This window comes from Thioalkalivibrio sp. XN8 (assembly GCF_011058255.1).
Classification (GTDB): domain Bacteria; phylum Pseudomonadota; class Gammaproteobacteria; order Steroidobacterales; family XN24; genus XN24.
In genome coordinates this window covers 1-17,629 of the sequence record NZ_JAALFH010000010.1, presented here as the reverse complement: position 1 = coordinate 17,629, position 17,629 = coordinate 1, and the positions used below count along the sequence as shown (strand labels likewise).

Below are 17,629 nucleotides of genomic sequence, written 5' to 3'. Positions count from 1 at the left end.
TCTGCCCACTGTTCACAATCTATCCACAGGCTGTCAGGCGGTATACCGGCCCTCTCGACACAGGGTTTGGATTAGGTTAACCTATTGTTTTTATTGATATTAATTGACTTTTCCCGCTTTTCGGGCAGCTTAATAACAGTAATAACAAGCTCTTTATCTAAATACATCTATTAATAGCTAACAGGTGGACCGATGAAGTTCAGCGCACCCCGAGAGACCCTGCTGGAACCCCTCCAGGCCGTGATCGGCGTCGTCGAACGCCGGCAGACCATGCCGGTACTGGCCAATGTGCTGCTCAGCGCCACGGAAGGTGAGGGCCTGGCCGTTACGGCGACCGACCTGGAAGTCGAGCTGGTCGCTCGCATCGAGGTCGCGGTCGACAAGGGCGGGGAAGTGACGGTGCCCGGGCGTAAGCTGCTGGACATCTGCCGGGCGCTGGCGGAAGGCGCGTCGGTCAGCGTCTCGCTCTCGGGGGAAAAGGTCACGGTCCGGTCCGGCCGCAGTCGGTTCACGCTCTCCACCCTGCCGGCCGCGGATTTCCCGGTGGTGGATGACATCAAGGCGCAGCAGCAGGTGACCGTCCCTCAGGAGCTGCTCCATCGGCTGATCGAGAAAACCCAGTTCTCGATGGCTAACCAGGACGTCCGGTATTACCTGAACGGCATGCTCCTCGAGGTTGCGGCGGGGATCGTCCGCAGCGTGGCGACGGATGGTCACCGGCTCGCCTTGTGCGAACTGAGCATCGACGGCATGGATGCAACGCCCCAGCAGGTCATCCTGCCGCGCAAAGGCGTGCTGGAGCTGCAGCGGCTGATCGGTGGTGACGGCGAATGCACGGTCGAGATCGGTAGCAATCACCTGCGCGTGGCCTTGCCGGGGATCCAGTTGACCTCCAAGCTGATCGACGGGCGCTTCCCCGACTACGACCGCGTGATTCCAAAGGAGAGCGAGGCGCCGATGCTGGCCGACCGGGCGGAACTGGCGGACTGCCTGAACCGGATCCGGATCCTGGCCAACGAGAAGTACAAGGGCGTGCGGGTGGAGCTCAAGCCGGGCAGCGTGACTGTCCAGGCGCATAACCCGGAGCAGGAAGAGGCCGAGGAAGAGATCGAGGTGCAGTACGATGGCGCTGAAATGGAGATCGGCTTCAATGTCGAGTACCTGATCGCTGCCTTGCGGGCGCTCGACAATGAGCAGGTCCGGCTGGAATTCCGGGATTCGGCCAGCAGCTGCCTGATCCAGGATCCCGAGCGGCGCGACTGCAAGTATGTCGTGATGCCGATGCGGCTGTAGGGCAGGGCATGGGGCTGCAAAGCCTGCAACTCAGCCAATTCCGGTGTTTTGACACAGCAGAGCTGGAACCCGCGCCAGGCATCAACCTGATTACGGGCCGGAACGCCTCGGGCAAGACCAGCTTGCTCGAGGCGATTTTCTTGCTGGGCCGGGGACGATCGTTCCGGAGCGGCCGCCGGGAGGCCATGATCCGGGAAGGCGCTGCCGGCTTGCGGGCCGTGGCCCGGCTGGATAGCGATCGCGTGCTCGGCATGGAAGTCGATCGCGAAGGCTGGACGGCCCGGGCGGGCGGGCAACCCGTAGGCCAGCTGTCGCAGCTCTCCGAGTGGCTGGCAGTCCAGGTCATGGATCCGGAAGTCCACCGGCTCGTGCAGGAGGGTCCCGGCGAACGGCGGCGCTACCTGGACTGGGCGACGTTTCACGTGAAACCAGGGTTCCTGGAAGCGTGGCGGAACTACCAGCGGGCGCTGCGGCAAAGAAACGCCGCCCTGAAGGCCGGGGAGCCCGATGCTTCGCTCGCCCTGTGGGAACGTGCCCTGGCGAGCGAAGGCGCCGCGCTGGATGCTTTTCGCCACGACACGGTCGAGCAACTGCGCGGGCCGGTGGCGGAAGTCGCCCGGGTACTGCTCGGTGCAGAGGTCTCCATCGAATACCGCGCAGGGCATCCGGCGGGGCAGGGCCTCGCAGAGGCGTTGGCGGCGCAGCGGTCACGGGACCGGAAAGCCGGCGTGACCCAGCTGGGCCCCCATCGCGCGGACCTGCAGCTGCGGATCGATGAGCACCGGGCCCGGGGATGGGTGTCGAGGGGCCAGCAGAAGCTCCTGGCCGCCGCGCTGGTCTTGGGCCAGGCGCGCCTGCTGGCGCCCGCATGGGGTCGGCGCGGCGTACTGCTGGTGGACGACCCGGCGGCGGAGCTGGACCGCGGCCGCTGCGAGGCCCTGCTCTCTGTGGTGGCCGCCATGCCGTGCCAGGTCTTCATTACGGCGCTCGATGCCGAGCCGCTGCCGGGTCTCAATCCGGCCCGGAAGTTTCACGTGGAACAAGGAAAAGTCCTCCGGATGGTATAATTCGCCGATTATCCCGGACCAGCGAACGCCATGACCGACAACCGGACTTACGATTCCAGAAACATCAAGGTTCTCAAGGGCTTGGATGCCGTCCGCAAACGCCCCGGCATGTATATCGGGGACACGGACGACGGCACCGGCCTGCACCACATGGTGTTCGAGGTGGTGGACAACTCCATCGACGAGGCCCTGGCGGGGTATTGCTCGACCGTGAAGGTGACGATTCACCCGGACGAATCCGTAACCGTTTCCGACGATGGCCGCGGTATTCCGGTCGATATGCACCCCGAAGAGGGCCGCTCGGCAGCCGAGGTCATCATGACCGTCCTGCATGCCGGCGGTAAGTTCGACGACAATTCCTACAAGGTATCCGGCGGTCTGCATGGCGTGGGCGTGTCCGTGGTCAACGCCCTGTCGGAGCATCTCGACCTGACGATCTACCGGGACGGCCAGGTCTATCGCCAGGAATACTCGCTGGGCCGCCCGCTGTACGATCTGAAGCCTGTCGGGCCGACCGACCAGACCGGCACCATTATCCGGTTCAAGCCCAGCCCGGAAGTCTTTTCCAACATCGACTTCCATTACGACATCCTCGCCAAGCGCCTGCGTGAGCTGTCGTTCCTCAACTCGGGGGTCAGGATCCAGCTCCGGGACGAGCGGACCGAGGAAGAAGCCCTGTTCGAGTACGAGGGCGGCATCCGGGCCTTCGTCGAGCACCTCAACCGCAACAAGACCCCGATCCATCCGCATGCCTTCTATTTCCAGGGCGAGCGGGACGGCATCGTGGTGGAAGTGGCGATGCAGTGGAACGACTCCTACCAGGAGAGCATGTTCTGCTTCACCAACAACATTCCCCAGCGCGACGGCGGCACGCACATGGCGGGTTTCCGCAGCGCGCTCACCCGCACCCTGAACGGCTATATCGAGCGGGAGAACGTAGCGCGCAAGGAGAAAGTCAGCACCACGGGCGACGATGCGCGTGAAGGCCTGACCGCGGTGCTGTCCGTCAAGGTGCCGGACCCCAAGTTCTCGTCGCAGACCAAGGACAAACTGGTCTCTTCCGAGGTCAAAGGCGTGGTCGAGTCACTGATGGCCGAGAAGCTGGAGGAGTTCCTGCTGGAGCAGCCGGCCGATGCGAAAGCCATTGTCGGCAAGATCGTCGATGCCGCACGCGCCCGCGAGGCCGCCCGCAAGGCCCGGGAGATGACGCGGCGCAAAGGCGCCCTGGATGTTGCCGGCCTGCCCGGCAAGCTGGCCGACTGCCAGGAAAAGGATCCGGCGCTGTCGGAGCTGTTCCTGGTCGAGGGTGACTCCGCCGGCGGTTCCGCCAAGCAGGGCCGGGACCGGCGCACGCAGGCGATCCTGCCGCTCAAGGGCAAGATCCTCAACGTGGAGAAGGCGCGTTTCGACAAGATGCTGTCTTCGGCGGAGGTCGGCACCCTGATCACGGCGCTGGGCTGCGGCATCGGACGCGAGGAGTTCAACCCCGACAAGCTCCGCTATCACCGCATCATCATCATGACCGATGCCGACGTGGATGGATCCCACATCCGCACCCTGCTTCTCACGTTCTTCTACCGGCAGATGCCGGAGCTGATCGAGCGTGGCCACATTTATATCGCGCAGCCACCACTGTACAAGATCAAGAAGGGCAAGCAGGAACATTATGTAAAAGATGATGCGGAGCTGAACGCTTACCTGTCGAGCCTCGCGCTCGATGGCGCCGCCTTGTACGTGGGCGCGGAAGCGCCGCCGCTCCAGGGTCCGGGCCTCGAGACGCTGATGCGCAAATATACCGAGGTCATGGCGATCATCACCCGCCTGGGCCGTCGCTACGACGAGAGCGTGCTCGAGCAGATGCTTTACGGGCAGGCGCTCGATGGCGCGGCCCTCGACGACCTGGACCAGGTGGATGAGTGGATGACTGACCTGGCCGCCCGCCTGGCCGGACCCGCCGAGGCGCCCCGTTACGAGCTGTCGCTGGTGCACGAGGCCGATAAGCCGGGCTGGGAGATCCGCATCGCGCGCCGCCACCACGGCGTCGACACCGTCCGGACGCTGCAGAAAGAGTTCTTCGAGTCGCCCGAATATCGCCGTATTGCGGCCCTGCGCACGGAGATCGCTGACCTGGTCGGCCCCGGCGCCTACGTCGTCCGTGGCGAGAAGCGCCAGGCCGTAGCCAGTTTCCGCGAAGCCGTCGAGTGGCTGATGGCCGAGGCCAGGAAGGGACAGGCCATCCAGCGCTACAAGGGCCTGGGCGAGATGAACCCCGGCCAGCTCTGGGACACCACCGTCAACCCCGAGACCCGTCGCCTGATGCAGGTCCGGATCGAGGACGCGGTCGCGGCCGACGACATCTTCACGACGCTCATGGGCGACCATGTGGAGCCTCGTCGCGAGTTCATCGAGCGCAATGCACTCACGGTCGCAAACCTCGACGTTTGACGGCGTTACGCCCTATTAACCGCTAATTGCCGGCTTTTCCCGAAAATTCGGCCGAAAAACCCGTTCCCGGAACAGCCTGTATACAAAATAATTAATTCGAGAAAGGGCCTGTCCGCGCTTGTCCGTGCTCCTCTGACTCTCAGGCAGCCGGACGCCGGGACGGTCGATGCGGGCTGATACGATCCATGGTGGCCAGGATCCACTCCCTTCCCCGGGTGGTGATTTCGTCGGTACTGAGTTCGTCAGGATGGACCGGCGGGCCGATCACCACCCGGATGGTGCCCGGACGCTTGAGGAAACTGCGGCGCGGCCAGTAGTCGCCGGCGTTGTGCGCCACCGGGAGAATCGGGACCCCGGCGGCCTTGGCCAGGGCGGCGCCGCTGACGCCGAAGCGCCGCTCGCGGCCCGGCAGGACCCGGGTGCCCTCCGGATAGATCACCACGCAAAGGCCGTCCCGGAGGCGCTCCTGTCCCTGGCTGATGACCTGCTTGACGGCGGTGCGCCCCGCGGCGCGGTTGATAGCGATGGGCTTCAGCAGCGCCAGGCCCCAGCCGAAGAAGGGCAGCCACATCAGCTCGCGCTTGACGACCCAGGTCTGCGGCGGCAGCACCAGCGCCCCCGCCATGGTTTCGAACACGGACTCGTGCTTCCAGTACAGGATGCACGGTTCGGCCGGCACATTTTCCAGGCCCTCGACCACGAAGTCGAGCCGGCAGATCTTGCGCAACAGCCAGAGATTCACGCGGGCCCAGTTCACGGCCACCGGGTAGTACGCGCGGTGGCCGAAAGGACTCAGCAGCAGCACCCCGGTGGCGTGCACCGGCACCGACAGGAAGAGCAGCGTGGTGTACAGCAGGGAGCGCAGCCAGGTCATGCGCCCTCGCTTCTAGGCGCTGGCCGCGCCCAGCTTCGACACGTCGGCGATCGCGATGAACAGCGCCCGCAGCTGCCCGAGCAGCGCCAGCCGGTTCGCCCGCACCGCCGGGTCCTCGTCCATCACCAGCACCTCGTCGAAGAAACGGTCGACGACCTCCCGCAGTCCGGCGAGCAGCACCAGCGCCTCGGTGTAGCGGCGCGCCGATACCAGCGGCTCGACCTCGCCGGCCAGTGCCCGTACCCGCGCATGCAAGGCCTGCTCCGCCGGCTCGACCAGCAGGCTCTCGTCCACCTCCTGCCCGGTGGTCGCGGCCTGGCGCAGGATGTTGGCGCTGCGCTTGTTGGCCGCCGCCAGCGCGGCGGCGGCCTCCAGCCGCTGGAATTCGAGCACGGCCTCCATGCGCTGGTGGAAGTCGACCAGCGAGGCGGGCCGGCGGGCCAGCACGGCCTCGAACACGTCATGCGGCGCAACCAGGCTGCCGCCGCCCTCGAGGTAATAGCCCCGCAGGCGCTCCAGCAGGAAATCCTGGATGTCGCCGGCCAGCGCGGCATCGGCCTCGACCGGTTGTGCCGCGACCGCTGCGCGCAGCAGCGCGGCCAGGTCGAGGTCGAGCCCGCCCTCGATGCAGATGCGCAGGACGCCGAGCGCAGCGCGCCGCAGGCCGAAGGGATCGCGGTTACCCGTCGGCCGCTGGCCGATGGCGAAAATGCCGGCGATGGTGTCGAGCTTGTCGGCCAGCGCCAGGATCCGGCCGGTCGAGGTGGCGGGCAGCCGGTCACCGGCAAAACGCGGCAGGTACTGCTCCTCCAGCGCCGCGGCGACCTCCTCGGGCTCGCCGTCGGCCAGCGCGTAGTAACGCCCCATGACGCCCTGGAGCTCAGGGAATTCCCCGACCATCGCCGTCACCAGGTCGCATTTGGCGAGCCGCGCCGCCTCTTCAGCCAGCCCCGCGTCGGCGCCCAGGCTGCCGGCAATGCGGCCCGCCAGCGCCGCGGTACGGGCGCTCTTGGCGCCGATGCTGCCGAGCTTGGCCTGGAACACCACGTCGTCGAGCTGGGCCAGCCGGGCAGCCAGGGGCGCCCGCCGGTCGCGCTCCCAGAAGAAGGCCGCGTCGGCCAGGCGCGGCCGCACGACGCGCTCGTTGCCGGCGCGCACCGCGCCGGGGTCGGGACTGTCGAGGTTGCTGATGGTGATGAAGCGCGCAGCCAGGCGACCGTCCCGCGCCCGCACCGGGAAGTAGCGCTGGTGATCCTGCAGCGTCGCCACCAGCACTTCCTCGGGCAGCTCCAGGAACCGCTCCTCGAAGCGCCCGGTCACCGCAACCGGCCACTCGACCAGCGCGGTGACCTCGTCCAGCAGCGCGGGGTCGAGCACCAGGCGACCGCCGGCATCGCCGGCCGCCGTCTCCGCCTCGGCGCGGATGCGCTCGCGGCGTGCGGCGAAGTCCGCCACTACGAAGCCCTCCTCTGCCAGCCGCCGGGGATAGTCGGCCGGGGCGTCCAGCGCCACGCGCTCGCGGCCCATGAACCGGTGCCCGCGGCTCTCCCTGCCGGCGGTGACGCCGTACATTTCGCAGGGGACCACCTCGCCGCCGAGCAGCATCACCAGCCAGTGCACCGGCCGGACGAACTCGGCCTCGGCCGCGCCCCAGCGCATCCGGCGGGGCACCGGCAAGGCCGCGAGGGCGCCCTCGACCAGCTGCGGCAGCAGCGCCGTCGCGGATGCCCCCACCTCGAGCTTGTGGGCGTAGACGTAGGCACCCTTCTCTTCCTCGCGCTCGACCAGGGCATCGACCGGCACGCCCGCCCCGGCCGCGAACTTCTCGGCGGCCTTGGTCCAGGCGCCGTCGCTCTTCGCCACCCGCAGCGGCGGCCCGCGCAGCTCTACCTGCTGGTCGGCCTGGCGCGTCTCCAGGCGCTGGACCTTGACGGCCAGCCGGCGGGGCGTGGCGAAGGACTCGACTTCGCCGTGGCCCAGGCGGGCCTCGGCCAGCCGCGCCACCAGGCCATCGCGGAAGGCCCGTTCCAGCGCCGGCAGCGCCTTGGGCGGCAGCTCCTCCGTCCCGAGTTCGACCAGGAAATCGGCGTGTTCAACCATTGGCCGCCGCCCTGGCCTGGGCCAGCATCGGGAAACCGAGCGCCTCGCGGCTGGCGTGGTAAGCCTCCGCCACGTTGCGCGCCATGGTGCGCACTCGCAGGATGAACCGCTGGCGCTCGGTGACGGAGATCGCGCGCCGGGCGTCGAGCAGGTTGAAGACGTGCGAGGCCTTCAGGACCTGCTCGTAGGCGGGCAGCGCCAGCGCCTGGCCGAGCAGCGCCAGGCAGGCGGCCTCGTGTTCGTCGAACAGCTTGAACAGCAGCTTCACGTCCGCCTGCTCGAAGTTGTAGGTCGACTGCTCCACCTCGTTCTGGTGATACACGTCGCCGTAGCTCACCCGTCCCAGGGGGCCGTCCGCCCAGCACAGGTCGAAGACGCTGTCGACACCCTGCAGGTACATGGCGATGCGCTCCAGGCCGTAGGTGATCTCGCCGGTCACCGGCCGGCAGTCGAGGCCGCCGACCTGCTGGAAATAGGTGAACTGGGTGATCTCCATCCCGTTCAGCCAGACCTCCCAGCCCAGCCCCCAGGCGCCCAGCGTCGGCGACTCCCAGTTGTCCTCGACGAAGCGGATGTCGTGCACGCGCGGATCGATGCCGAGCGCCCGCAGCGAGTCGAGGTACATGTCCTGGATCTCCAGCGGGGAGGGCTTGATCACGACCTGGAACTGGTAATAGTGCTGGAGGCGGAAGGGGTTGTCGCCGTAGCGGCCGTCGGTGGGCCGGCGGCAGGGCTGCACGTAGGCCGCGCTCCAGGGTTCGGGGCCGATGGCGCGGAGAAAGGTGGCGGGATGGAAGGTGCCGGCGCCGACCTCCAGGTCGAGAGGCTGCATCAGCACGCAGCCGGCATCCGCCCAGTAGCGTTGCAGCCTGAGCAGCAGGTCCTGGAAGGTGGCCGGAGCCACGCCGATGTCCGCCGATGCCATGCCTGTCCCCATCCCCAAGGGCGCGCAAGTATACCGCACGGGCGAAAGCCGCCGGCGCGGTCTATTCTGGTGCATGAAGAGGCTGGAATGCACCGCCGTGGTGCGCTCCGGCGGCGCCGCCGCGGGCGCGGAGCACACGCGGCCCCCATGAATCCGGCATCGGCCCGGGAGGCGGCATGCTGGCACGGTTCCTGCATTGCAACATCACGTGAGTTTCACCATCGCCTGTCGAACCCCGGCATCCAGTCCGGGGAGACGGGCCCCTTAGCATCCAGACTCGGAGGATTGACCCGATGAAAGCCAAAGACGTGCTCGAGCTCATGCGTGAGAAGGAGGCGGCGTTCGTCGACCTCCGCTTCACGGACACCAAGGGCAAGGAGCAGCATGTGACCCTGCCGGCCAGCAAGGTCGACGAGGACCTGTTCGAGGAAGGCAAGATGTTCGACGGCTCGTCCATCGCCGGATGGAAGAGCATCAACGAGTCGGACATGATCCTGATGCCCGACCCCGCCACGGCCACGGTCGATCCTTTCTCGGAAGACACCACCATCAACATCACCTGCGACGTGGTGGAGCCGTCCACCATGCAGGGCTACGAGCGTGATCCCCGCTCCCTGGCACATCGCGCCGAGGCCTATCTCAAGTCCACCGGCGTCGCCGATGTCGCCTACTTCGGCCCCGAGAACGAGTTCTTCATCTTCGACGACGTGCGCTGGAGCTCGGAGATGAAGGGCGTGTCCTACTCGGTGGACTCCTCGGAGGCCGGCTGGAACTCGGAGAAGATCTACCCGGACGGCAACTTCGGCCATCGCCCGACCGTGAAGGGCGGATATTTCCCGGTGCCCCCGGTCGATTCCCTGCACGACGTGCGTTCCGCCATGTGCATGGTGATGGCCGATATGGGCCTCGATCCCGAGGTGCACCACCACGAGGTGGCGACTGCCGGCCAGTGCGAGATCGGCGTGGCCTTCGGCTCACTGGTGAAGAAGGCCGACGAGGTGCAGAAACTCAAGTACGTCGTGTGGAACGTCGCCCAGGGCTACGGCAAGACCGCCACTTTCATGCCCAAGCCGCTGGTCGGCGACAACGGCAACGGCATGCACGTCCACCAGTCGCTGGCGAAGGACGGCAAGAACCTGTTCACGGGCGAGGAGTACGGCGGCCTGTCCGAGACGGCGCTGTATTACATCGGCGGCATCATCAAGCACGCCCGGGCCCTGAACGCCTTCACCAACCCGTCCACCAACAGCTACAAGCGCCTGGTGCCGGGCTTCGAGGCGCCGGTGAAGCTGGCGTACTCGGCGCGCAATCGCTCGGCCTCCATCCGCATCCCCCACATTCCGAACCCGAAGGGGCGGCGCATCGAGGTCCGCTTCCCGGATTCCACGGCGAACCCCTACTTCGCTTTCGCCGCGATGATGATGGCCGGCCTCGACGGGATCCTGAACCGGATCCATCCCGGCGACCCGATGGACAAGGACCTCTACGATCTGCCCGCCGAGGAGTCGAAGAGCATCCCCGAGGTCTGCTACTCGCTGGAGGAGGCCCTCGAAGCCCTCGACCAGGACCGGGCCTTCCTGACCGCGGGCGGAGTCTTCACCGATGACCTGATCGACGGCTACATCGCCCTGAAGATGGCGGACGTCACGCGCCTGCGCATGACCACCCACCCGGTCGAGTTCGACATGTACTACAGCGTCTGACGAGTCTGGAGGACGCGTTTCGGGCGGCGGGGTCTACCCGCCGCCCGCTTTTTTTGTCACTCGCCCCGCCGCACCGCTATGCTTGGCGGTAACTGTGGCACGGGAGGTGCTCTGATGCGCTGGATCTGGCTGGCTTTGATGTGCGCCTGGGCCCTGGGCGCCCAGGCGCAGGAAGTGTGGCGCTGGGTGGATGAGAACGGCGTCGTGCATTTCGAGGACCGGCCGCGGCCCGGCGCGGAACGGATCGAGTTGAGCGGTCCCCAGACCTACACGCCGCCGCCGATCCCCGAGCGGCGGGCGGAGGAGCCCGCGCAGCCCGAACCCGAGCCCGCGCCCGGCTACACGGGCTTCAGCATCGTCGCGCCGGCCGCGGGCGAGACGCTGTGGAACATCGGCGGCCAGTTGCCGGTCCAGCTCGACATCCAGCCAGGGCTGCGCGCCGGCCATCGCCTGCAGGTCTATTTCGACGGGCAGCGGCGCGAGGACGTGCCGCAGGCGACCCAGTTCGTGCTGAACGAGGTCTGGCGCGGGGAGCACCAGCTGCGTGCCGCCATCGTCGATGGCCAGGGCCGGGAGGTCGCCTCCACCGCCCCCATCACCTTCTACGTGCAACAGGCCTCGATACAGAATCCCAACCGTCCCCGCCCACGCCCCTGAAGCTGCGCCACCGGTGGCAACTGAACCACGGCCGGCCCGCCCGCCCGGCGAGCACCTCGAGAACCTCACCACGGGCGTGATCGTGCTGGGGGACGACTACGCCGTCCGCTACGCCAACCCTGCTGCCGAACAGTTGCTGGGCGTCAGTCGCCAGCAGCTCTGCTTCCGCGCGCTCACCGACGCCGTGCCGGCGCTGCGCGTCCTGCAGCCGCTGCTGGATCGCGTGCGCGACACCGGCCAGGCGCTATCGCGCCGCGAGCTGGTTTTTGCCAGCGCACCGGGATCGGACGACGGCGGCCTTGCCCTGGATTGCGCCCTGTGCGCGGTCGAGGACGCCGACGGCCGCCGCGAACTGTTGCTGGAGCTGGCCGACGCGAGCCGCCGGCTGCAGATCGATCGCGACAAGGCCCTGCTGGCGCAGCTGGAAGCCAGCCGCAGCATGGTGCGCCAGCTGGCCCATGAATTGCGCAACCCCCTCGGCGGCATCCGGGGCGCCGCCCAGCTGCTCGAGCGCCAGCTCGACTCCCCGGCGCAGAAAGACTACACCGCGCTGATCATGCGGGAGGCCGACCGCCTGGCGGACCTGGCCGGCGCGCTGCTGGGGCCGGCACGCGCGCCGCAGATGGCGGCCTGCAATATTCACGAGCTGCTCGAGCACGTGCGCTCGCTGGTGCTGGCCGAGGGTGTCCCGGGGGTGGAGCTGGAGCGCGACTATGATCCCAGCCTGCCGCCGCTCCAGCTCGACGCCGACCTGGTGGTGCAGGCGATGCTCAACCTCGCCCGGAATGCGCTGCATGCGGTCGGGGACCAGGGCCGGATCGTGTTCCGGACGCGCGTATTGACGGCCGACGCGGTGGCGCGGCCGCACGGCCGGCCGATGGCCAGTATCGAGATCGAGGACAACGGGCCGGGCGTGCCCGACGCGCTGCGGGAGACGCTGTTCTACCCCCTGGTCACGGGACGCCCCGGCGGCAGCGGGCTCGGCCTCGCCGTGGCGCAGGACCTGGTGAGCCGCAACGCGGGGCTGATCGAGTACGCCAGCCGGCCGGGCCGGACCGTGTTCCGCATGTTGTTTCCCATCGGGGAGGAGAAGGCGTGAACCAGGAGCCGGTCGAGGTCTGGATCGTGGATGACGACGCCGGCATCCGCTGGGTCCTGGAGCGCGCCATGGAACAGGCGGGCATGGCCTGCCGCGGTTTCGACAGCGCCCTGCCCGCCCTGGAAGCGCTCGCCAACGGGCGCCCCGGCGTGCTGGTGACGGACATCCGGATGCCCGGCCCGGACGGCCTGGACCTGCTGGGCCGCCTGCAGGCCGAGTGGCCGGACCTGCCGGTGATCGTCATCACCGCGCACGCCGACCTGGACAGCGCGGTCGCCGCCTACCAGGGCGGCGCCTTCGAATACCTGCCCAAGCCCTTCGATATCGACCAGGCGGTCGAGCTGGTGCGCCGTGCCGCGGCCGATCGCGCGGGTCGCGAAATCGTCCCGCCCGCGCCGGTGCTGCCCAGCCTGATCGGCCAGGCGCCGGCGATGCAGGACGTGTTCCGCGCCATCGGCCGTCTCTCCGGCTCGAGCATGACGGTGCTGATCACCGGCGAATCGGGCACCGGCAAGGAACTGGTGGCGCGCGCCCTGCACCAGCACAGCCCGCGGGCTGCCCGCCCCTTCGTCGCGCTCAATACCGCCGCCATCCCGGCGGAGCTGCTGGAGTCCGAGCTGTTCGGCCACGAGAAAGGCGCCTTCACCGGCGCCGAGACGCGCCGGCCCGGACGCTTCGAGCAGGCCGACGGCGGCACGCTGTTCCTCGACGAGATCGGCGATATGTCGGCGGCCCTGCAGACCCGGCTGCTGCGGGTCCTGGCGGAAGGCGAGTTCTACCGCGTCGGCGGCCAGGTGCCGGTACGCGTGGACGTGCGCGTGATCGCCGCCACCAACCAGGACCTGGCCCGCGGCGTGGACGAAGGCCGCTTCCGCGAGGACCTGTTCCATCGCCTGAACGTGATGCGGATCCAGATCCCGCCGCTGCGTGAGCGGCAGGAGGATGTACCGCTGCTGCTCGAGTATTACCTGCGCAAGGCCGCGGACGAACTGGCGGTGCCGCCGAAGACGCTGGCGCCCGAGGTGCTGGAGCGGCTCGCATGCTTCGATTGGCCCGGCAACGTGCGCCAGCTGGTCAACGCCTGCCGGCGCCTCACCGTGGTGGCGCCGGGGCGGGAGATCCGGCTGTCCGACCTGCCGCCCGAGCTCGCGGGCGGCGAGGCCGCCGGGCCGGAGCGAAGCTGGCAGGAGGCGCTGGCGCACTGGGCCGGGCTGCGCCTCGATGCGGGCCGGGCGCCCTTGCTCGCAGACGCGCTGCCCGAATTCGAGCGCACCCTGATTCGCGTGGCGATGGCGCGTTCGGGTGGCCACCGCATGGAAGCGGCGCGGCTGCTCGGCTGGGGGCGCAATACCCTGGCGCGGAAGATTCGCGAACTCGGGCTGGAAGACCTCTAGCCGGCGGCGCGTCCCGCTGCTGCGGCCGGCGCCCCCGGCAGCTCCAGCGTGCCGACGAGCTGGGCCACCGACCCGAAGCCGTGCCGGCCGAGATAGTCGCGGATGCCCTCGTTGATCTTGCGACACACCAGCGGATCGTAGAACAGCGCGGTGCCGACGCCGACCGCGGCGGCGCCGGCGATGATGAATTCCAGCGCGTCGCGCGCGCTGACGATCCCGCCCTGGCCGATAATCGGGACCCCGTGGCGCTGCGCGACCTGATGGACCTGGTGCACCTTCAGCAGCGCGATCGGCTTGATGGCGGGGCCGGACAGGCCGCCCTGCACGTTGCCGATCACCGGCCGGCGCTGTTCCGCGTCGATGGCCATGCCCATGACGGTATTGATGACCGCGAAGGCGTCGGTGCCCGCCTCGATGCAGCGGCGGGCGTTCTCCTGGATGTCGGTCTGGTTCGGCGACAGCTTGGTGATCAGCGGCTTCGAGGTGACGCGGCGGCAGGCCTCGACGACGCGCGCCGACATCTCCGGGTAGTTGCCGAAAGCGACGCCGCCCTCCTTCACGTTCGGACAGGAGATGTTGATCTCGATCGCGTCGATGGGCGAGTCGTCGAACAGGCGGGTGACCTCGACGTACTCCTCGATGGTGGAGCCGCTGACGTTGGCGATGAAACGGGTCTCGCCGAAGTCCAGCGTCGGCAGGATCTCCTCCACCACCTGGCGCGCGCCGGGGTTCTGCAGGCCGATGGCGTTGAGCATGCCCTGCGGCGTCTCGTAGATGCGGTGCGGCGGGTTGCCGAGGCGCGCCATGCCGGTCGTGCCTTTCAGCACCACGGCCCCGGCGTCGCGGTTGGAGAAGCCGACGACCCGCGTGTACTCTTCGCCGAAGCCGACGCAACCCGAGAGCAGCACGATCGGCGAAGCAAATCGCAGCCCGCAGAAATCGAGGGCCAGGGGATTCGTGTCAGTGGTCGTTGCCGTCATGCCCGCTCCCGTCCGCTGATATGTTCCACGTGATTCTCTGGCAGCCCGAGATTCCGCCGAACACCGGCAATATCATACGCCTGTGCGCCAATACGGGCGCCACGCTGTCGCTGGTCCACCCGCTGGGCTTCGCCCTCGACGAGCCGCGGCTGCGCCGGGCGGGCCTCGATTACCATGAGTTTGCGCGGGTGCAGGACTACCCGGACCTCGACAGCTGCCTTGCGGCGCTCGGCCGGCCGCGCACCTGGGCCTTCTCGGCGCGGGCCGCGCGGCATTTCGGGGCCGCCGGGTTCGCGCCCGGCGATGCCCTGCTGTTCGGCCCCGAGACCCGCGGCCTGCCGGCGGAAGTGCTGGCGACGCTGCCGGAAGCGCAGCGCCTGCGGCTGCCGATGCTGGCCGGCAACCGCAGCCTCAACCTGTCGAATGCGGTGGCGGTGGCCGTCTACGAGGCCTGGCGGCAGCAGGGCTACGCCGGGGCGGCGCCCTGAGCGACCACGCCGGCGCCGCTCAGGAGTCCGGCGCGAACTCGGGCTTGAGCTCGCGCTTCATCAGCGTGGCCACGGCTTCCCGCGGTTCGGCGCCCTGGTAGAGGATGCGGTAGAGCTGCTCGCAGATGGGCATCTCGACCCCTTGTTCGCGGGCGACGCGGTGCACCGCTTCGGCCGCCAGCACGCCCTCGACCACCTGCTGGATCTCGGCCTCCGCCTCCTTGACGGTCTTGCCGGCGGCCAGCGCCAGGCCCATGCGCCGGTTGCGCGACTGGTCGTCGGTGCAGGTCAGCACCAGGTCCCCCATCCCGGCCAGGCCCATGAAGGTCCCGGCGTCGGCCCCGAGCGCCACCCCCAGCCGGGTCATTTCCACCAGGCCGCGGGTGATCAGCGCGATGCGGGTGTTGGCGCCAAAGCCCAGGCCGTCGCAGATGCCGGCGCCGATCGCGAGCACGTTCTTCACCGCGCCGCCCACCTCGACGCCCACGATGTCGCTGGACATGTAGGCGCGGAAGGATTCCCCGGAGAGGCTTTCCGCCAGCTGGCGCGCGTAATCCGGGTCGGTGGCGGCGACGGTCATGGCGGTGGGCAGGCCCATCCCGACTTCGCGGGCGAAGGTCGGGCCCGAAAGCACGGCCATTGCCCGCCCGCTGCCGAGCACTTCCCGCGCCACCTGGTGGGGCAGCTTGCCGCTCTCCAGCTCGAAGCCCTTGGTGGCCCAGGCGAGGCGCGCGTCCGGCCGCAGCAGGGGCTTCATGCTGGTCAGCACCGGGCGCAGGGCGTGGCTGGGCACGGCTACCACCACCAGCGGCGCGGCAGCGAGCACCGCGGCCAGGTCGCCGTCCGCATGCAGGGTGTCCGGGAAACGGGCGCCCGGCAGGTAGCGCGCGTTCTCCCGGCTGCGCTCCAGCTCCGCGGGATCGTCCTCGGCCCGGCCCCAGAGCAGGGTCCGGCGGCCCGTGCGGGCGAACTGGATCGCCAGTGCCGTACCCCAGGAGCCGGCGCCGACCACCGCGATAGTTTCTGCCCCGCTCCCCCCGGCCATGGCAGCGTCAGTGGTTGGCTTCGGGGGAGGCCGCGGCGTTGCCCGCCGCGGTGGCCTGCTCGGCCTGCTGGCGCCGGTAGGCCTCGGCGGCAATGGCCTCGAAGTTCATCGGCTGCAGCTGCAGGGCCGGGAAACCGCCCTTGTTGGTGAGGTCGGCCACCGCTTCCCGGGCGTAGGGATAGAGCTGCTGCGGGCAGAAGGTCACCAGGGCGCGCTGCAGGTCGGCCGGCGCGAGGCCGCGCAGCAGGAACAGCCCGGCCTGCTGGATCTCGACCAGGAAGGCGGTCTGGTCGCCCTGCTTGGCCTCGACGGTCAGCTGCAGCACGCACTCGTAGTTGTCGTCGCCCAGCTCGCTGGTCTTGCTGCCGATGTTCAGGGACACCGTGGGGCCCCATTCGCCGATGAAGATGCCGGGGCTGCTGGGCGCCTCGAAGGAGCTGTCCTTCAGGTAGACGCGCTGCAGCGCGACCGTGATCGGGTTCTGGTCAATTCCGTCGGGTTTCTGTTCGGCCATGGGGGGCTCCTTCGATTGATCGGTGTTGTGCTGGGGGACGGCGGACCGGCCCGCCGCCGCCGTTACCGCGTCGCGGCTTGTTCGTGTAGCAGGGGGTCGAGCTCGCCAGCCGCGTCGAGCGCCTGGAGGTCGTCGTAGCCGCCGACGTGGCGGTCGCCGATGAAAACCTGGGGCACGGTATGCCGGCCGCTGCGCTGTTGCATTTCCTGGCGGGCCGCGGGACTGGTGTCGATGTTGATGATCTCGGGCGTCACGCCCTTGTTGTCGAGCAGCACCAGCGCCCGGGTGCACCAGCCGCAATAGCGGGAGATGTAGATCACCACCGGCGCGGCGCTCATGCCGAGTCCTTCTTGCGGGCCTTGCGGCCGGAGAACACGGGCAGGTTGTCGGCGCGCCAGGCGTTGAGGCCGCCGCGCAGCGTGCGGATTCCCGTCAGGCCCTTCGCCTTCAGCGTCTCCGCGACCTTGAGCGAGGCGCTGCCGCTGTCGCAGTACAGCAGTATGCCGCGCTCCTGCAGCTTCTCCAGCGCCGCCACGTGCTGGTCCAGGTCGCCGGCCGGGATATTGCGCGCGTCGAGAATGTGGGCCTTCTCGAACTGCGCTGCGGCCCGCACGTCGACCGGCTGGGCCCCGGCGTTGATCAGGGCCACGGCCTCGGGCGGCGAGATATCGGTGCCCTTGCGCCGCGCCACGCGCATCTCGTAGCCGAATACCACGGCGAACATGAGCAGCAGCCCGCCGAACAGCAGCGGGTGGGCGGCGGCATACTGGAGGATGGCTTCCATGTAGGCGGTGTCTCCTGGCGCAAGCCCGCCATTATACCCGCTTGGCGGGCGGGGCTTGCCGCCCCGCCCCCATCCCCTACACTCGGCCCACCGTGAACACGACCTCCTTGCGCTGCCTGTTGTTGTGCCTTGGCCTGCTGGCGGTCGTCGGCGCCGGACTGGGCGATGCCGGCGATGCCGACGCCGAGCAGCGCCTGGAGGCGTTGCGGGCCCGCATTGCCGTGATCGAGCGCGAGCAGCGCGAGGCCGCCGAGCGCCGCG

Annotated in this window: 16 protein-coding genes; 8 read left to right on the top strand and 8 right to left on the bottom strand. The window is 68.7% G+C overall.

Annotated elements, in window-relative coordinates; genetic code table 11:
- Nucleotides 1-192 precede the first annotated feature (192 nt).
- The 3 genes from dnaN to gyrB are packed head-to-tail and all read left to right on the top strand — an operon-like array spanning nt 193 to nt 4,805.
- Nucleotides 193-1,293, top strand: a complete 1,101-nt coding sequence (dnaN, locus tag G6N75_RS01075) for a DNA polymerase III subunit beta (protein WP_165346218.1) — start codon at nt 193-195, stop codon at nt 1,291-1,293.
- A gap of 8 nt (nt 1,294-1,301) precedes the next feature.
- Nucleotides 1,302-2,360 carry a DNA replication/repair protein RecF gene (recF, locus tag G6N75_RS01070; protein WP_165346217.1) on the top strand — a complete coding sequence of 353 codons (1,059 nt, stop codon included), beginning with the start codon at nt 1,302-1,304 and terminating at the stop codon, nt 2,358-2,360.
- A gap of 30 nt (nt 2,361-2,390) precedes the next feature.
- Nucleotides 2,391-4,805, top strand: a complete 2,415-nt coding sequence (gyrB, locus tag G6N75_RS01065) for a DNA topoisomerase (ATP-hydrolyzing) subunit B (RefSeq protein WP_165346216.1) — start codon at nt 2,391-2,393, stop codon at nt 4,803-4,805.
- Nucleotides 4,806-4,944: 139 nt separating this feature from the next.
- Here gyrB and G6N75_RS01060 read toward each other — a convergent pair whose 3' ends face one another.
- Genes G6N75_RS01060 through glyQ form a run of 3 tightly spaced genes read right to left on the bottom strand, consistent with a single transcriptional unit; the run spans nt 4,945 to nt 8,704 of the window.
- Nucleotides 4,945-5,679 (bottom strand): lysophospholipid acyltransferase family protein, encoded by a 735-nt coding sequence (locus G6N75_RS01060; RefSeq protein WP_165346215.1) that lies wholly within the window; start codon nt 5,677-5,679, stop codon nt 4,945-4,947.
- Between the two features lie 12 nt (nt 5,680-5,691).
- Nucleotides 5,692-7,779 carry a glycine--tRNA ligase subunit beta gene (gene glyS, locus G6N75_RS01055; protein ID WP_165346214.1) on the bottom strand — a complete coding sequence of 696 codons (2,088 nt, stop codon included), beginning with the start codon at nt 7,777-7,779 and terminating at the stop codon, nt 5,692-5,694.
- A complete protein-coding gene (gene glyQ, locus G6N75_RS01050; protein ID WP_165346213.1) occupies nt 7,772-8,704 on the bottom strand; it encodes a glycine--tRNA ligase subunit alpha in 933 nt (310 codons plus the stop codon). Before glyQ ends, glyS begins: the two co-directional genes overlap by 8 nt.
- Before the next feature lie 293 nt (nt 8,705-8,997).
- Here glyQ and glnA point away from each other — a divergent pair, with 293 nt between their 5' ends.
- The 4 genes from glnA (at nt 8,998) to ntrC (ending at nt 13,557) form a co-directional block, all read left to right on the top strand.
- A complete protein-coding gene (gene glnA / locus G6N75_RS01045; RefSeq protein WP_165346212.1) occupies nt 8,998-10,407 on the top strand; it encodes a glutamate--ammonia ligase in 1,410 nt (469 codons plus the stop codon).
- Nucleotides 10,408-10,521: 114 nt separating this feature from the next.
- A complete protein-coding gene (locus G6N75_RS01040) occupies nt 10,522-11,064 on the top strand; it encodes a DUF4124 domain-containing protein (protein WP_165346211.1) in 543 nt (180 codons plus the stop codon).
- A 13-nt stretch (nt 11,065-11,077) separates the two neighbouring features.
- A complete protein-coding gene (glnL, locus tag G6N75_RS01035) occupies nt 11,078-12,163 on the top strand; it encodes a nitrogen regulation protein NR(II) (protein WP_165346210.1) in 1,086 nt (361 codons plus the stop codon).
- The gene (gene ntrC / locus G6N75_RS01030; RefSeq protein ID WP_165346209.1) at nt 12,160-13,557 is read left to right on the top strand and encodes a nitrogen regulation protein NR(I); all 1,398 of its coding nucleotides are present in this window, start codon (nt 12,160-12,162) and stop codon (nt 13,555-13,557) included. The genes glnL and ntrC overlap by 4 nt, the downstream gene beginning before the upstream one ends.
- On the opposite strand, the gene G6N75_RS01025 is transcribed toward ntrC, so the two are convergent.
- Nucleotides 13,554-14,537, bottom strand: coding sequence for a dihydroorotate dehydrogenase (locus G6N75_RS01025; RefSeq protein WP_165346208.1), 984 nt, complete (start codon nt 14,535-14,537; stop codon nt 13,554-13,556). The genes ntrC and G6N75_RS01025 overlap by 4 nt on opposite strands.
- 20 nt (nt 14,538-14,557) lie before the next feature.
- Here G6N75_RS01025 and G6N75_RS01020 point away from each other — a divergent pair, with 20 nt between their 5' ends.
- Nucleotides 14,558-15,025, top strand: a complete 468-nt coding sequence (locus tag G6N75_RS01020) for a tRNA (cytidine(34)-2'-O)-methyltransferase (protein ID WP_165346207.1) — start codon at nt 14,558-14,560, stop codon at nt 15,023-15,025.
- Nucleotides 15,026-15,044: 19 nt separating this feature from the next.
- Here G6N75_RS01020 and G6N75_RS01015 read toward each other — a convergent pair whose 3' ends face one another.
- From G6N75_RS01015 to G6N75_RS01000, 4 genes are all read right to left on the bottom strand, one after another.
- The gene (locus G6N75_RS01015) at nt 15,045-16,070 is read right to left on the bottom strand and encodes an NAD(P)H-dependent glycerol-3-phosphate dehydrogenase (RefSeq protein WP_165346206.1); all 1,026 of its coding nucleotides are present in this window, start codon (nt 16,068-16,070) and stop codon (nt 15,045-15,047) included.
- 7 nt (nt 16,071-16,077) lie between these two features.
- The gene (gene secB, locus G6N75_RS01010; protein ID WP_165346205.1) at nt 16,078-16,584 is read right to left on the bottom strand and encodes a protein-export chaperone SecB; all 507 of its coding nucleotides are present in this window, start codon (nt 16,582-16,584) and stop codon (nt 16,078-16,080) included.
- Nucleotides 16,585-16,646: 62 nt separating this feature from the next.
- Nucleotides 16,647-16,922, bottom strand: coding sequence for a glutaredoxin 3 (gene grxC, locus G6N75_RS01005; protein WP_165346204.1), 276 nt, complete (start codon nt 16,920-16,922; stop codon nt 16,647-16,649).
- Nucleotides 16,919-17,368, bottom strand: a complete 450-nt coding sequence (locus G6N75_RS01000; RefSeq protein WP_165346203.1) for a rhodanese-like domain-containing protein — start codon at nt 17,366-17,368, stop codon at nt 16,919-16,921. Before G6N75_RS01000 ends, grxC begins: the two co-directional genes overlap by 4 nt.
- Nucleotides 17,369-17,629: the final 261 nt, after the last annotated feature.

Bases quoted from the DNA above. Each gene is read 5' to 3' on its own strand.
- dnaN (WP_165346218.1), top strand. From the start codon at position 193: ATGAAGTTCAGCGCACCCCGAGAGACCCTGCTGGAACCCCTCCAGGCC.
- recF (WP_165346217.1), top strand. From the start codon at position 1,302: ATGGGGCTGCAAAGCCTGCAACTCAGCCAATTCCGGTGTTTTGACACA.
- gyrB (WP_165346216.1), top strand. From the start codon at position 2,391: ATGACCGACAACCGGACTTACGATTCCAGAAACATCAAGGTTCTCAAG.
- G6N75_RS01060 (WP_165346215.1), bottom strand. From the start codon at position 5,679: ATGACCTGGCTGCGCTCCCTGCTGTACACCACGCTGCTCTTCCTGTCG.
- glyS (WP_165346214.1), bottom strand. From the start codon at position 7,779: ATGGTTGAACACGCCGATTTCCTGGTCGAACTCGGGACGGAGGAGCTG.
- glyQ (WP_165346213.1), bottom strand. From the start codon at position 8,704: ATGGCATCGGCGGACATCGGCGTGGCTCCGGCCACCTTCCAGGACCTG.
- glnA (WP_165346212.1), top strand. From the start codon at position 8,998: ATGAAAGCCAAAGACGTGCTCGAGCTCATGCGTGAGAAGGAGGCGGCG.
- G6N75_RS01040 (WP_165346211.1), top strand. From the start codon at position 10,522: ATGCGCTGGATCTGGCTGGCTTTGATGTGCGCCTGGGCCCTGGGCGCC.
- G6N75_RS01025 (WP_165346208.1), bottom strand. From the start codon at position 14,537: ATGACGGCAACGACCACTGACACGAATCCCCTGGCCCTCGATTTCTGC.
- G6N75_RS01020 (WP_165346207.1), top strand. From the start codon at position 14,558: ATGTTCCACGTGATTCTCTGGCAGCCCGAGATTCCGCCGAACACCGGC.
- G6N75_RS01015 (WP_165346206.1), bottom strand. From the start codon at position 16,070: ATGGCCGGGGGGAGCGGGGCAGAAACTATCGCGGTGGTCGGCGCCGGC.
- secB (WP_165346205.1), bottom strand. From the start codon at position 16,584: ATGGCCGAACAGAAACCCGACGGAATTGACCAGAACCCGATCACGGTC.
- grxC (WP_165346204.1), bottom strand. From the start codon at position 16,922: ATGAGCGCCGCGCCGGTGGTGATCTACATCTCCCGCTATTGCGGCTGG.
- G6N75_RS01000 (WP_165346203.1), bottom strand. From the start codon at position 17,368: ATGGAAGCCATCCTCCAGTATGCCGCCGCCCACCCGCTGCTGTTCGGC.